Annotated in this window: 13 protein-coding genes; 4 read left to right on the top strand and 9 right to left on the bottom strand. The window is 66.7% G+C overall.

The window, feature by feature from the left end:
• The first annotated feature begins 55 nt into the window (after positions 1 to 55).
• A complete protein-coding gene (locus VFC51_02555; protein HZT05881.1) occupies positions 56 to 502 on the top strand; it encodes a hydrogenase maturation protease in 447 nt (148 codons plus the stop codon).
• On the opposite strand, the gene VFC51_02550 is transcribed toward VFC51_02555, so the two are convergent.
• From VFC51_02550 to VFC51_02520, 7 genes are all read right to left on the bottom strand, one after another.
• Positions 459 to 3,350, bottom strand: coding sequence for a cation-transporting P-type ATPase (locus VFC51_02550; GenBank protein HZT05880.1), 2,892 nt, complete (start codon positions 3,348 to 3,350; stop codon positions 459 to 461). The two genes, VFC51_02555 and VFC51_02550, sit on opposite strands and share 44 nt — an antisense overlap.
• Position 3,351: 1 nt before the next feature.
• A complete protein-coding gene (locus VFC51_02545) occupies positions 3,352 to 5,532 on the bottom strand; it encodes an acetate--CoA ligase family protein (protein HZT05879.1) in 2,181 nt (726 codons plus the stop codon).
• A complete protein-coding gene (locus VFC51_02540; protein ID HZT05878.1) occupies positions 5,529 to 6,443 on the bottom strand; it encodes a thiamine pyrophosphate-dependent enzyme in 915 nt (304 codons plus the stop codon). Before VFC51_02540 ends, VFC51_02545 begins: the two co-directional genes overlap by 4 nt.
• Positions 6,440 to 7,687, bottom strand: coding sequence for a pyruvate synthase (locus VFC51_02535; protein ID HZT05877.1), 1,248 nt, complete (start codon positions 7,685 to 7,687; stop codon positions 6,440 to 6,442). Before VFC51_02535 ends, VFC51_02540 begins: the two co-directional genes overlap by 4 nt.
• Positions 7,684 to 8,607 carry a 2-oxoacid:acceptor oxidoreductase family protein gene (locus tag VFC51_02530; GenBank protein ID HZT05876.1) on the bottom strand — a complete coding sequence of 308 codons (924 nt, stop codon included), beginning with the start codon at positions 8,605 to 8,607 and terminating at the stop codon, positions 7,684 to 7,686. Before VFC51_02530 ends, VFC51_02535 begins: the two co-directional genes overlap by 4 nt.
• Position 8,608: 1 nt before the next feature.
• On the bottom strand, positions 8,609 to 9,721 hold the full coding sequence (locus VFC51_02525) for a Glu/Leu/Phe/Val dehydrogenase (protein ID HZT05875.1): 1,113 nt from the start codon (positions 9,719 to 9,721) through the stop codon (positions 8,609 to 8,611).
• Between the two features lie 96 nt (positions 9,722 to 9,817).
• Entirely contained in the window at positions 9,818 to 10,489 is a 672-nt protein-coding gene (locus VFC51_02520; GenBank protein HZT05874.1) for a BON domain-containing protein, read from the bottom strand.
• Positions 10,490 to 10,761: 272 nt separating this feature from the next.
• Between VFC51_02520 and VFC51_02515 the strand changes: the two genes are divergently transcribed.
• A complete protein-coding gene (locus tag VFC51_02515) occupies positions 10,762 to 11,277 on the top strand; it encodes an Hsp20/alpha crystallin family protein (GenBank protein ID HZT05873.1) in 516 nt (171 codons plus the stop codon).
• A 157-nt stretch (positions 11,278 to 11,434) separates the two neighbouring features.
• On the opposite strand, the gene VFC51_02510 is transcribed toward VFC51_02515, so the two are convergent.
• A complete protein-coding gene (locus tag VFC51_02510; GenBank protein ID HZT05872.1) occupies positions 11,435 to 11,695 on the bottom strand; it encodes a 4Fe-4S binding protein in 261 nt (86 codons plus the stop codon).
• A gap of 264 nt (positions 11,696 to 11,959) precedes the next feature.
• Here VFC51_02510 and VFC51_02505 point away from each other — a divergent pair, with 264 nt between their 5' ends.
• Positions 11,960 to 13,135, top strand: coding sequence for a Rieske 2Fe-2S domain-containing protein (locus tag VFC51_02505; protein HZT05871.1), 1,176 nt, complete (start codon positions 11,960 to 11,962; stop codon positions 13,133 to 13,135).
• Positions 13,136 to 13,223: 88 nt separating this feature from the next.
• On the opposite strand, the gene VFC51_02500 is transcribed toward VFC51_02505, so the two are convergent.
• Positions 13,224 to 13,526, bottom strand: a complete 303-nt coding sequence (locus VFC51_02500) for a hypothetical protein (GenBank protein HZT05870.1) — start codon at positions 13,524 to 13,526, stop codon at positions 13,224 to 13,226.
• 230 nt (positions 13,527 to 13,756) lie between these two features.
• On the opposite strand from VFC51_02500, the gene VFC51_02495 reads away from it, so the two are divergent.
• Positions 13,757 to 14,285 (top strand): response regulator transcription factor (locus VFC51_02495; GenBank protein HZT05869.1); only part of this gene is annotated, 529 nt, incomplete at its 3' end.

The following is a 14,285-nucleotide window of genomic DNA, read 5'->3' as shown; positions in this document are numbered from 1 at the left end:
CGCGGAGCGAGGCGACGTGGGAGGGCCGCGGGTACAGAGGAGCGCAAGGTCCATCGTGATCGGATGCGGAAACCCGCTGCGGCAGGACGACGCATTCGGCCACCTCGTCTGCGACCGACTACGCGACGAACTGCGCGGCGACGTCGACGTCCTCGCCGTTCACCAGCTCACCCCCGAGCTTGCCCCGATCCTCGCGACGGCAGAGCTCGCGATCTTCGTCGACGCCAGGGTGGGCGACGAGCCGGGCCTGCTCGAATGCCAGCCCGTCAGAGCGGCGAGCGGCGCTGAGCCGACGTTCAGCCACGATCTTTCGCCCATGGCGCTTCTCCGGCTCGGTCGCGAGCTGTACGGCGCCCAGCCGCAAGCCTGGGCCGTGACGGCGACCGGGGCCGCGTTCCGGTACGGAGAGCGCGCCTCCGAGCCGGTCGAGGCGATCGTCGCGGACGCGGTCGCCCAGATCAAGCGGCTCCTCTCGGATCGCCCACGCGGGCCGTGCGGCTGAGGTCTGTCGAACGACGCCGGAGCCAGGCCTTCCGCGCCTCGTCGGCGAAGAAGATCACCGGCGTCCAAGCAAAGACGTAGACCAGCTCGACCGGTCCGACGGGCGCGGTACCGAACACCCCCTGTAACAGCGGCACGTAGATGAGACCCGCGAGCAGCAGAAGCTCCACGGCGACACCGAGGAGGACGAGACGATTCGTGAAAAGACCTGCGTCGATGACCGAGCGGCGGTCGGTGCGGCAGGCGAATACGGCGCCGACCTGCGTCGCGACGATGCCGGCCATGGTTATGGTGGTCGCCATCTGATAGATGCGGGTTCCTTCCGACGCCAGCGGGACGGCTGGCCAACCATGGAGCCAGTTCAGGAAGAAATAGGCCGATATCGCGGCAACCGACTCGATCGCCCCGTACCACAGCAGGGCCCGCGCCAACAGCGTGGGGGTCAACAGCCGCTCGGTCTTTGGGCGCGGTGGCTGGTCCATGACGTCGGCCTCGGGGCGCTCAGCGCCAAGGCCGATGGCGGGGACCATGTCGGTCCCGAGGTCGATCGCCAGGACCTGCATCACCGTCAGTGGCAACGGGATCCCTCCGCGCGAGAAGAGCATCAGGACAAACGGGACCGCCTCGGCCATGTTGCTGTTGAACACGTACATCGCGAAGCGTCGGATGTTGGCGAAAACGGCCCGGCCTTCCTCCACGGCCTCCACGATGGAAGCGAAATTGTCATCCGCCAGGACCATGTCGGCCGACTCCATGGCCACGTCGGTACCAGAGAGGCCCATGGCCACGCCGATGTCCGCCTTCCTGAGGGCGGGCGCATCATTCGCGCCGTCGCCGGTCACGGCCACGACGTGGCCCATCTCCTGTAGCGCTGTGACGACCCGAAGCTTGTGCTCGGGGTTCACCCGCGCGAAGATAGACACCTCGCGAAGCGCCTGCTTCAGCGCCGCGTCGCTGGTCCCGTCGAGCTCGCGACCGGTGATGATACGGACGTGATCCCTCCCCACGATTCCGACCTGGCGGGCGACGCTTTCCGCGGTCAGCCCGTAGTCGCCCGTGACCATGATGATGCGGATGCCAGCCCGGAGGCATTTCGCGACGGCGCTCTTCACCTCCGGCCGCGGCGGATCCGCCATGGCGATGAGGCCAAGGAATACCAGATCCTGTTCGACGTCCTCGCAGTCTCCCTCCTCCAACGCCGCATGCGCGACTGACGGGGCAGCGCCCGATCGCCGCGCAACGCCAAGAACGCGCAATCCGGTCGACGCGTACTCGTCGTTGGCCGCCAGAATTTCCCTGCGCAAGGCGTCGTCCAGCGCGATCTCGCGCCCTGCGCGAAGCACGCTTACGCTCTGGGCAAGCAGCTCCGCGGGGCTCCCCTTCACGTAAGCGACCAGGTCGGCCTTCTGGCTCGTGGTAGCGTCCGAGCCGTCGCACGGCCGGACGACGTGGACCGTAGTCATTCGTTTTCTGCGTGAATCGAAGGGCAGCTCACGCACGCGTGGCAGCAGCGATGGCAGGGCGTCGACGTCGATTCCACCTTTTTTTGCGGCGACGAGGATCGACGCCTCCGTCGGATCGCCGACGATGGACCAGCCCGCTCGGCCCTCGGACTCGTCCGGTGGGACAAGGCGCGAATTGTTGCACAGCGCGCCCGCGGTGAGCAGCTCCCGAAGGTCGCCCGTCACCGGTGGCGCAAGTGCGCGGCCTTCCTCGACGATCACCCCCTCCGGATCGTAGCCCACGCCGCCCACGGTCGCTTCGCCCCGGGCTAGCCACATCCGTCGCACCGACATCGCGTTCTGTGTCAGCGTTCCCGTTTTGTCGGTGCAGATCACGGTTGCGCATCCGAGCGCATCGACGGCCGATAGTCGTTTCACCAATGCCCGGCGCTGCGCCATGCGCTGCACGCCCATGGCGAGCGACAGCGTGACCGTGGGGAGCATTCCTTCCGGCACGAAGGCGACGATCATCCCCATGGCGAAGATGAAGCTGGCGGCGAGATCGACGCCGGCTATGAATACAGCGGCGGCGAAGAATCCCGCGCCGATGCTCACCGCGAGGAGGGTCACGGCGCGCGTCACGTGCTCCATCTCCCGCTGCAGCGAGCTGGGCTCGTCCTCGACGCTCTGGGTCAGGTGGGCGATCCGACCGAGCTGCGTAGCCATCCCGGTTGAAAACACCACGGCTCGGGCCGCGCCGTTGACGACGGCCGAGCCGGCGAAGACGCAGTTTGACACCTGGCTCCAGTCGAGACCGTCGCCGCTGATGCGCTCGTCGGTCTTGGCGACCGGCTCCGACTCGCCACTGAAGGTCGATTGGTCGACGCGCAGATCCGCGGCCCACACGATTCGCGCATCGGCCGAGATTCGATCGCCTTCGCTGAGAACCAGAAGGTCGCCGGGCACCAGCTCGCCCGCCGGAACGCGCTGCTCCTTTCCATCGCGCACCACCGTCGCGGTGACCGGCAGCATCCGACGGAGCGCCTCCGTCGCCTTCTCGGCTCGATACTCCTGCCAGAAGCTGAAGCTGCCGTTGATAACGTTGACCAGCCAGATCGCGATGCCGAGCTGCGGCTGGTGGGACGCGAATCCGACGACGCCCCCGACCCATAACAGGAGCGCCATGAGGTGGGTGAAATTGGCGAGGAAGCGGGCGAGGAGGTTCTTCCCCCTGACCTCGCGAATGCTGTTGGGACCGAAGCGCTGCAGTCGTGCAGCCGCCTCTGCCCGCGAGAGACCATCGTCGCCGGTGCTTAGGGTCGCGAAGACGTCGGTCGTGGGAACCGATGCAAGGGTCGCTGGTCGAGTCTCGGGGTCCATTCCGACGGCCAGGCGCGTGGCGTTCATCTCACGGAGGGCTCGTGGCGACGCCGCCTCCGTCAACGCGGACACGCGCGTCGAGGATGATGGCGCCCGCGGCCAGCGCGACCACCGGGTTCAAGTCCAGCTCGAGGATCTGCGGCAGGTCCTCCGCCATCGCGCTCACGCGAAGCAACACGTCCTCGAGTGCCGCGACGTCGCAGCTCCGGGCCCCGCGAAAGCCGGTCAGCAACGGATATGTCTTGAGGCTCCGAAGCATCTCCGACGCGTCCTCCCGGGTGAGGGGCGTGAGCCGCACGGCGATATCCTTCAACAGCTCCACCTGTACGCCCCCTGCTCCACAGGCCAGAACTGGTCCGAACCGGGAGTCATGAACGAGGCCAACGATCATCTCGACACCGCGGGGCGCCATACGCTGGACCACGAACTCCGGGCTCGCAGCGCCGCTCGCCGCCATGGCGCTCGCCATAGCGCGCGCCGCCGCCCGCACGTCGTCCGCGCCATCCAGATCGAGCCGCACGAGCCCGGCTTCGGACTTGTGCACGAGGCCTGGCGCGTAGCCCTTGAGCGCCACCTCACCGCCGAGCTTCGCCGCGGCCGCGGCGGCTTCGTCCGGTGTTCCCGCGAAGCACTGTTCGACAACAGGGAGTCCATAGCACGCGAGCAGGGCCGAAACCGCGCGTGGGCTGAGCCACCCGTCCGCGCTCCTCTCGGCATGGTCGACCAGATCGAGCGCCTCTTCGCGACGGACGTCGGCAAATCGCGGCAATACGGGCGCCGGCAGCCGCCGCCATTCCGCATAGCGCGCCGCATGGCCCAGCGCCACGGCGGCAGCCTCCGGAAATTCGTATGACGGGACGCACACGTCGGCTGTCTGCAGCTCCTGCGGCGAGCCCCCAGACGACATGACGACCGCCAGCACGGGCTTTGTTCGATCGAGCGATCGCGTCGCCTCGGCGATCTCGCGAGCCACGTCTTTGCTCCAGGCTGTGGGAAGCGGCGAGATGAACAGCGCAATGATGGAGTGGATCCGGGGATCCTGGGCGAGGGCGTGAATGGCGCGGCCGTAAGAGTCGGGCGTGGCGGAAGCGATCATGTCGACGGGGTTGCCGACGCTGGCGACGGGCGGGAGGAATTCGCGCAGCCGCGCCTGGGTCTCCGCCGCCAGGATCGGAATCTCCAGCCCCGCGGCCTCGCACGCGTCCGCGCACAGGATCGCCAGGCCGCCCGCATTGGTCACGATGCCCACGCCGCGGCCGCTGGGCAGCGGCTGATTGGCGAGGAGCGACGCGACGTCGAACAACTCTTCGAGGGTGTTGGTGCGAATCACTCCAGCCTGATGGAACAGAGCGTCGACGGTGATCTCCGACGCCGCCAGCATCGCGCCCGTGTGGGACGACGTTGCCCGCGCGCCGGCGACCGACCTGCCGCTCTTCACCACGGCGATGGGTTTCGTCTTGCCCACGCGGCGCGCGACGCGGGCGAAGCGACGCGGGTTCCCGAAGGACTCGAGGTAAAGCAGGATGACCTTGGTCTTCGGATCGCTCTCCCAATAGCTGAGCGCGTCGTTCCCGGATATGTCCGCCTTGTTCCCGACGGACAAAAAGCTCGAAATACCGATCCCTCGCGACGCGGCGTAGTCCATGGCCGCGAGCCCCAGAGCGCCGCTCTGGGACATGAAGGCGACGGGGCCAGCCGGCGCCCGGATGGGGCCGAAGGTCGCGTTGAGTCGCACGTTCGGGTCCGTGTTGGCGATGCCGATGCAGTTCGGCCCGATGAGCCGCATGCCGCCCTGTCGGCAGATCCGGAGCAGCTCTTCCTGGCGGGCTCGGCCCTCAGCTCCGACTTCGGCAAAGCCGGCCGAGACCACTACCAGAGCCTGCACGCCCTTGCGCGCGCACTCCTCCGCGACGGCCGCGACGCACTCGCGCGGAACGACGATCACCGCCAAATCGACCGGCCCCGGGATCGCCTCGACCGATGGGTAGGCCAGCACACTTTGAACGACAGCCGCAGCGGGATTGACCGGGTAGACCGGCCCGGCGAACTCGCCCGCGAGCAGATTGTGAAACACCTCGCCTCCCGGGGTGCCCCGGGTACGCGACGCTCCCACGACGGCGATCGACGTGGGCTCGAGGAAGGTGTGGAGGGCGGCAACCGCTGATGCGCGTTGTCGCTCGTCTTCTTCAAGAACCTGGCTGCGAATCATCGTTCGACGCTCACCCAGTACTCGTCAATCTGCCGCTGGATCTCGGCAATGGTCGCGTCGTCCCGGCTCGGCTCGAAGAGGTGGCGAAAACGTCCCTGTCTTTTCAAGTATTCTTCCACGGGAAGACGAGGTCGCGGCGTCCACGTGTGGACGACTTTGCCGTCCACGTACTCCTTCAGCGGCCACACGCCCGTTCGGACCGCCAGTCGGCCGATCTCGACCGACTCCCGCGGATCGAAGTCCCACCCGGGCGGGCACGGCGCGAGCGCAAGGATCAGTCGAGGCCCCTTAAAGGCTGCCGCCTTCTGAATCTTCTTGGCGAGGTCGAGGGGCTCCGCGCCGATCACCGTCGCGGCGTACGTCGGGCGGTGGGCAGCCCAGATCGCGAACAGGTCCTTCTTCGAGCCAGGATAGCCGCGCGGGCCACGGTCCGAGGCGGTTCGCGCGGCGTGGGGCGTCGCGGGCGACGATTGCTGGCCAGTGTTCCCGTAGCCCTCGTTGTCGTAGCAGAGGTAGATGAAGTCAAGGTTCCGATCGATTGCGGCCGAGGTGACGGAGAGCCCCATCCCGTAGGCGGAGCCGTCTCCAGTGAGGACGACCGGCGTGAGGTCCTCGTCAGCGGTTAGTCGCCCGCTCGCGATGAGGATGTCGAGGGCGTCGCGGATGCCCTGCGCTCCAGCCACGGCGGACGCCATAGACGTGTACAGCCACCCGCTGCGAAACGGCGTAAACGGATAACTGGCGAGGAGGGTCATGCAGCCGGCGGCGTTGACGAACACCGTCTTGGTCCCGAGCATGTCGTACACCTGGTGGAGTGAGAGCAGGCCTCCGCAGCCCGCGCAGATCGGGGTCCCGGTGCCCAAGAGGTGGGCAGACGGAAGGTCTCGCATCCGTTGGATCTGCCTCGTCACTGCGGCCCTCCAATCTCGGCGCGCTCAACCGTCGCGATGCTCTGGAGCTGCCTCACGTGGCGCAGCTCCGCCTCGGAGAAGAGAAGCCGCGGCGCCGGTGCGGCTCCCGCCACGACGGCGCGCCGCATCTCGCCCGCGATCTCATAGAAGTCCTCGGCGCTGATGTCCCTCCCGCCGAGGCCTCCGATAAAACTCAGCAGGAGCGGTTGGCCACCGGACGCTCCGTACAGCGCAGCGGCCAACTCCCCGTATAGAACGCCGCCCATCCCCATCGAAATGTCCTGGTCGATCACCGCGACCGCCCGCCTACCCAGCAGTGCAGCGCGGATCGCATCGACGGGATAAGGCCGCAACAGGCGAAGGCGGACCAGCCCGACCGGCTGGCCCGCCTCGCGCAGGCGATCCACGGCATCCATCGCCTTCGTCGACAGGGCCCCCATCATGAAGAACACGAGGTCAGCATCGTCCGTCCGATACGTCTCGATGGCGCCGTACCGCCGCCCAAAGGTCATCGCGAACTCGCTCGCAATCTCCTCATACGCGTCGAGCGCGGCCAGGTTTGCACGATGCGTCTCATAGCGGAAGTACGAATACGGTCCGCCGCCGAGCACGGCCACCGCCTGGCTGATCGGACGGCTCGCCCGGAAGGACACGTCGCCCGGCTCCATGGGCGGGAGGAACTGTCGCGCTTGCTCCGGCGCGGGAATCTCCACCGGCTCTCGCGTAAAGGAGAGAATGAACCCGTCCAGATTGACGACGACGGGCAGCCGAACCCGAGGATCCTCCGAAATCCGGTGGGCCATGAGAACCGAGTCGACGATCTCCTGAACCGTGGCGCAGACGAGATGCACGCAGCCGGTGTCGCGAGCGGCGAGCACGTCGTCGTGATCGGACTCGAGGGTGATGGGCGTAGCAAGGCCACGCGACACGTTCACCAGGACGAGGGGAACGCGCCAGCCCGGAACTGCGTAAAGCATCTCCATCGCGTAGAGAAGCCCCTGGCTTGAGGTCGCGGTGAATACGCGCACCCCGGTAGCGGCGGCGGCCGCGGCGGCGGTGAGCATCGAATGCTCGGACTCGAGCATCACGACCCGGCCCGCCATGGCGCCGCTTACGCACCAGTCCGCGAGAGTCTCGATGATCTCCGTCTGCGGCGTGATCGGGAAAGCGGGAACGTAGTCCACAGTGGCGAGACGCGCGCCCCAGGCCGCGGCCGCGTTTCCCGTGATGAGCGCGTCGGTCATCGTTGAATTTCCCCCTGGGTGACCTCCGCCACCACGTCGATGGCGTGGGGTGGACACACGGCCACGCATACGAGGCAACCCTTGCAGTGGTCGTAGTCGATCTCCGGCTCGCCGCCCGGCGTTACACGGATCGCGCTGTCGGGACACAGGGTCGAGCAGATCCACGTGCACCGATTGCAGCGTTCTCGGTCGATGACGGGCCGCACCGTGCGCCACGCGCCGGTTCGGGACTCCACGCTGGTGGCCGGAACGCGAATGTCTGGCGCCGAGATCCGCGCGATCTCGGCCGACAGATCGATCCAGCCCGGCGGTGCGTACGATCGCGCGCTGATCGCCTCCCCCTCGGATACGATGCCCGCGGAGGCTCCGACGGCATCGTACGCGCCCAACACGTGCTGGACGGCCGCGTCGCGCGCGGGGGGCGTCAGGGCCCCCAGCTCATCCCGCAAAGCTTTGGTCAGCGAATCGCGGGAGATGCACCCGAGGAGCCGCGCCGCGGCTCCCGCGCAGCGGGAGGTCACCGAGCCGTTCAGCCCTTCTCCCGATGCTCCATCGCCCGGCGGGAGTGGAATGATGGAACCGTCGAACTTCAGGCGTTCGCGCCACTCCTCGGCCGGCAGGGGAGTGGCCATCAGGAGGACCGTGCGCGCCGACACGCCGAGAAGAACGTTGGCGGCCGGAATCGAGACCAGGCTATCGTCGGCGACGATGACGAGGTCCGGCTTGGTGATGACCCCGCGCTCTCGGATTGGCGACCGCGCCGCTCGCACGTAGCCGACCATCGGGGCCCCGCGCCGTTCCGCCCCGTAGACCGGCGCGTCCTGGACCGCGAACCCTTCGCGGAAGAGGGCGGAGCCGAGCACGCGACTCGCCGTTTTAATGCCCTGGCCGCCTCGCCCGTGGAACCGTATTCGGTACATCTCAGCAGATTCCCCATCGGCGCAGGCGCATCGCGCGCTTCACGCGGTCGATTGCGAGCTGATTTGCAGCCTCGCGCGGCATGACGCCGCTATCGCGAGATCGGCGGAGGACTTCGGCCGTGTTGGCCGTGACCTTCTCCGCGATTGCCGCGAGCGCCGCGCTCTGCGACGCCCCCTGGTATTCCATCGCCGCGCAGATGACGCCGCCCGCGTTTGCGATGAAGTCGGGGACCACGAGCACGCCATGACTGTGGAGCGCGCGCTCGGCGCCGGTGGTCAGGGGGATGTTGGCGCCCTCAACGACGACTCGAGCACGCAGACGATCGACGTTTGCTTCGGTCACTACGTCAGGCCGGGCGGCCGGAATCCAGACGTCGCACTCGACGTCGATGATCTCGTCGCGCTCGATCCTCTTGCCGCGCGGATAGTCGCCGATCGCCGCGCCCGATTCCTTGAACGCGATGAGGTCCATCACGTCCAGCCCTTCGGCGTCAGAAATGGCGCTGAGCGAATCGGCCGCGGCGACCAGAATTGCGCCCTCGTCCCCGAGGAATCGCGCGGCGTGCTTTCCCACCGCTCCGAACCCCTGCACCGCCACCCGCGCATTGCGGATGCTCAGCTCCGCGGCCTCCATCGCCACCATGGTCGCGTGGCGCAGCCCCCACCCGGTGGCGCCGATCTCGTCGAGGGGAATGCCGCCCAGCTCGCGCGGCAAACCCACGGATCTGCCGATCTCATCCTTCACCCACGCCATGCAGCTCTCGTCGGTGCCCATGTCGGGGCCAAAGATGTAGTCGGCCTCGTGCCGCAGCGCATGGGCGAACCCGCGGATGAGCCGTTCTTTGGCCTCGACCGGCATTCGCGGGTCTCCGACCAGGACGGACTTACCGCCCCCGTGTGGCAACCCAGCGGCGGAATTCTTCAGCGTCATCGCGCGGGCGAGGCGCACGCATTCCCCGAGGGAGACGTCGGGAGCCATTCTCAGCCCGCCGATCGAGGGACCGGCGGCGACGTTATCGACAACGAGGATGCCTTTGAGCCCGAGCATGGGGTTGTGGACGTGAACGATCTTGGCCGGTCCCAGCTCATCGGCAAGGTCGAACGCCTCGGTCATCCTCCAACCTCCAACCCGCGGCCCGTGCTTGCGGGAAACCGGCGGCCGCTCCGCTCATTCATGGCTACTCGCGTGCGCCGGTGTGCGCCCCTCGTCTTAGACGTACGGCGCGATTTCGAGATGATCGATCACCGAGCGCACGCCCGGCGCGTGCCCCACGGTGCCGAGGATCGCCCGTTTTTCACGCCACGACCGGACCTGCCCTTCGAGGGTCACGTCCCCGTCGTGGACAATGACCTCGATCCGTTCGGCTTCTCGCTCCGCCTGCCGCTCGAGCGCGCTTTCGATCGCCTGCCGGATCTCACCTGGTGAGACCGCGCGCTTGCGGATGGTCAGCTTGTTCAGGATCCCGATGACGCCGTCGATGTTGCGGATGGCGGCCTCGGCGTCCGCGAGCTCGCGGTACATGTCGACCTCGCCTTCCAGCGTGACCAGCCCGTGCGAAACGGTCGTGCGGATCCGCTCGGAAGGAACGAAGACGTCACGTTCCAGAGCGAGGCGAACGTCCGCCGCGATGTCGGTGTCCGTGCGGCTCCCGATCGGCTTCACCTCGATGTCGTTCACCACGTCGAGGACACCCTTCACGCGGTGGGCGGCTTCCTGGGCCGCCAATCTCGCCGCGTAGGTGCGGACGGTTCCGGTGAGCGTGACGATTGCGTCGTCGACCTCTACGCCGACATCCGTCTCGTCAACCCGCGAGTCCCAGCGCAGCTCCTTGAGAACGTCGTGCTGAATCTGGACGTCTGAACGTGCTTCGGTCACGGTCATGATCGACTCCCTTTGCCCGGTGTTCGAAGGCGACTGACAGAAGTATTCGGCGCCGGTGCGATCAAAGGCCCCGAGCAAAAAGGTGGGCGTCGACTACCTCAATCCGTGGTTTCCCATGCGGCGCTCTCGTGGCGGCGCGACGGTCGTCCGGACCCACCCCGTTGGGTTGTCGCCAAGAACTATCTCGCTGGGCGATGCGCCAGGGAATCCGTCCTCGATACGCTCAAATGGGCCCGCGGAATGCCCACAACGCGACGAAGGAGGTTCACCCCATGGCACAACCGGCAAAGGAAAAGGAGCCCGTTCCCATTACGCGGGGGACAGAACGACGCGTGAGCGATCGCATGGCGCTGTTCGATAGCCTCCATGACGACCTCACGCGGCTGTGGGGTCAGGCATGGCCCTTCATGCCGCGCCCGTTCATGCGGCCGTTCAGCCGACTGACCGGCCTCACGACGGCATGGGCGCCCACGGTCGACATGTATGAAAAAAACGGGGAGGTCATTATCAAGGCGGAGATCCCCGGTGTGAAAAAAGAAGACGTGAGGCTCACGATCGACGCGGGCGACCTGGTTATCGAGGGCGAGCGCCACGCCGAGACCGAGGTCAAGGAGAAGGACTACTATCGAATGGAACGCTCCTTCGGCTCATTCTATCGGCGGCTGCCGCTGCCCGAGGGCGTTCACGAGGAGCAGATTAAGGCGACGTTTAACGAGGGTGTCCTCGAAGTCCACGTTCCCAAGCCCGCCGCGTCAGAGGAGAAGGCGAAGCGCATCGCCATCAGCTAGACGCGCGGGGTGGAATGCCGCAACAGCACGCGTCCCCGGGCTGTGACAGGGTCACCCGCCGGGGGACGGTGGGGCCGCGGCGGTGGGAACGGACGGGGCGGGCCCACGTTCTCATCGCCGCGGCCCTTTCATCACGGCGCCGCGAGCGAATGCCGCATTACTTCTTGTAGTAGTCGGCGTTGATCTGAATGTACTGTCTCCACTCCTCTGGGACGTCGCTATCCTGGCGGATGGCGCTGACCGGGCAAACGGGCTCGCAGGCGCCGCATTCGATGCAGACGTCCGGATCGATGTAGAGCTGGCGATGCTCCGCGAAATCCGGATCCGACTGATGCGGATGGATGCAGTCGACCGGGCAGGCCTCCACACAAGACTGGTCCTTCACGTCGATACACGGCTCACAAATCACGTAGGTCACGGCGCGCTCCCCTTCCTCTCAATCGACCCGGAGTTCGGGCTCTCCGCAAAGTTCTTGCAGTGTAAATCTACCCTGACGCCCATGCGGCAATCGAGCGCGCGCCGAATCGCGCCACCCAGGAAGGTGAGAAGATCGCCCCACCCGATGGGGTGGGGGAGACTACCCGCGGAACGCGGGCTGGCGGGCTTCGGCGACGGTACCGTATCCGCAGCAGCGGTCGACATCTCAGGGTCGCGGCCGCGCAGCCTACCTGGAGGGGTCCGGATGTTGACACACGAGGAAAATGAGCTACTCACGCGCGTGGGCCCAGCCCAGCCGGCGGGCGAGCTGCTGCGCCGATACTGGCATCCGGTCGCCTACCTTCACGAGCTGACCGACGATCATCCAACGGTATTCGTCAGAATTCTCGGGGAAAACCTGGTCCTATTCCGCGACAAGAGCGGAAACGTGGGACTGTTGGGCGATCAATGCCCCCATCGTGGCGCCTCGCTGCTGTACGGGCGGGTGGAAGAGCGGGGCATCGCATGCGCGTACCATGGATGGCTATTCGACACGAAAGGCAACTGCCTCGAGACGCCGGCTGAGCCCAGCGAGAGCCTGTTCAGGCTGACCGTCAAACACACAGCGTACCCCGTGCAGTCCTTTATTGGCATGTACTGGGCCTACCTGGGGCCCCTGCCCGCGCCAGTCATCCCGCGCTACGATGTGTGGGTGCGCAAGGACGGACGCCGCCGTCTCTACCTCCAGCCGCAGCTCGACTGCAACTGGCTCCAGCCCATGGAGAACTCGGTCGATCCATCGCATCTCCAAATCCTCCACCAGGCGCTGATTAGCGGCGGACGGAAGATCGAGAATACGACGCGCGGCCTGACGGACGACGTTCGCAACTTCGAGTTCTACGAGACGCCATTCGGCATCATGAAGAAGCGGACGTACCAGAACGGACTCGTCGACGAGCACCCCTTGATCTTCCCCAACATCCTGCGTCAGGGGAACGCGACGCAGATTCGCGTTCCCATCGACGATACGCACACCAAGATATTCTTCGTGCGATTCGATCCCACGGAGGACGGTAGCATCATCGAAGACGAGGGCACCCCGCCGGTTGAGGAGGTGCCATCCTATAAGACTCCTCAAAACGCCATGCACCCCTTCGCACGATTCCGCATGGACGAGGTTCAGGCTCAGGACCACATGGCCTGGGAGACCCAGGGTCCGCTCACGGATCGCTCGACGGAGCGGCTCGCCACCGCCGACAAGGGGATCGTAATGTTCCGCGACATGTTGAAGCGGGAGATCATGCGCGTACAGCAGGGTCTCGACCCAAAGGGCGTCATCCGCGATCCGGATCATGAGATGATCGACACCAAGCTTGCCCAGACGATCGAGGAGCTCAAGCTCACCGGCTCGTCCCAGCTCCAGCTCGTCAAGGTTCGCTAGGCTCGGAAGAGCGACCGGTGGGGCGGGGAACGCGCGGACCCCGCCCCACCGGGTTGTACGAGCCGGCGGCTTCGGGGCCGGCCCCCTCCTAGGCAGAGTGTCGCTGCGCCGGCTCCGGCGCGATCCGCACGCCCCACACCTCCTCGAGCAAACTGCGCGCGAGGTCCCGCCGGCTCAGCTCGAGCTGGTGGAGCGCTTCGAGGGCGCGACGTTCGGACGCGCTGGTCGCGGACCGGGCCGCTCCAGCCAGCGCCTGGGCTTCCACACTCGACGACCAATAGATGTGCAGCACGAGATCGCGGCCGCTCGTCCGGCGCCGCCGATGCGGCTGCTCCATCGGCGACGCGACCTCAGGGAACAGAGCCAAAGTCCGTTGACGGGTTGTCGCCATGGCCGCCTCCGGTCTGCCTCACTCCGATCCTACGAAGTTCGGGCGCTGCCGGCCCTCGGTTTCCGGGGTGGTCGACCCTCAGCAATGCGGTCGGGATTCTCGTCCCACCCCTGCAGGTGGTGGACGACCACCCTACGGTGGCTCGAATGCCTGGCGCAGGAGCGATATAGTCCTGGTGGGTCCTTGGGCAAACACGGTCAACGACGAGGCGCCGTCAGAAGGGGGAGAACGTGCGGGTAGTGATTGCCGATGACCATGCCCTGCTGCGAGAAGGCCTTCGCGGGCTGTTGCAGGCCCGGGGCATTGACGTGGTCGGGCTTGCCGAGAACGGTCGGGAAGCAGTGGGCCTTGCCGCCGAGCACAAGCCTGACGTCGTGCTCATGGATCTCTCGATGCCGGTTATGGGCGGCCTGGCAGCCACACGCCTCATCGTCTCCGATGTTCCGGACGTGAAGGTCGTCGTCCTGACGGCTTCGGAGGACGAAGCAGATCTCTTCGAGGCGATCAAGTCGGGCGCCCAGGGTTACCTTCTCAAAGACCTCAAGCCGGACGAGCTGTTCCGCATGCTGGAGGGAGTCCAGCGCGGCGAGCCGGCCCTCACGCCGACGTTAGCGCGGAAGGTGCTGGGGGAATTTGCGCGGCCCAGCGGGACGAGGCACGAGCGCGCCTCCGACGAGCTGACCGAGAGGGAGCGCGAGGTTCTCGAGCTGCTCGTCTCCGGCGTCACCTCCAACAAGGACCTCGCAGAGCGGCTCATCG

The sequence above is a fragment of the Chloroflexota bacterium genome (genome assembly GCA_035652535.1).
In the GTDB taxonomy this organism is placed as follows: Bacteria; Chloroflexota; UBA6077; order UBA6077; family SHYK01; genus DASRDP01.
The sequence above is the reverse complement of the archived record's forward strand: the minus strand, read 5'-3'. Positions and strand labels throughout refer to the sequence as shown.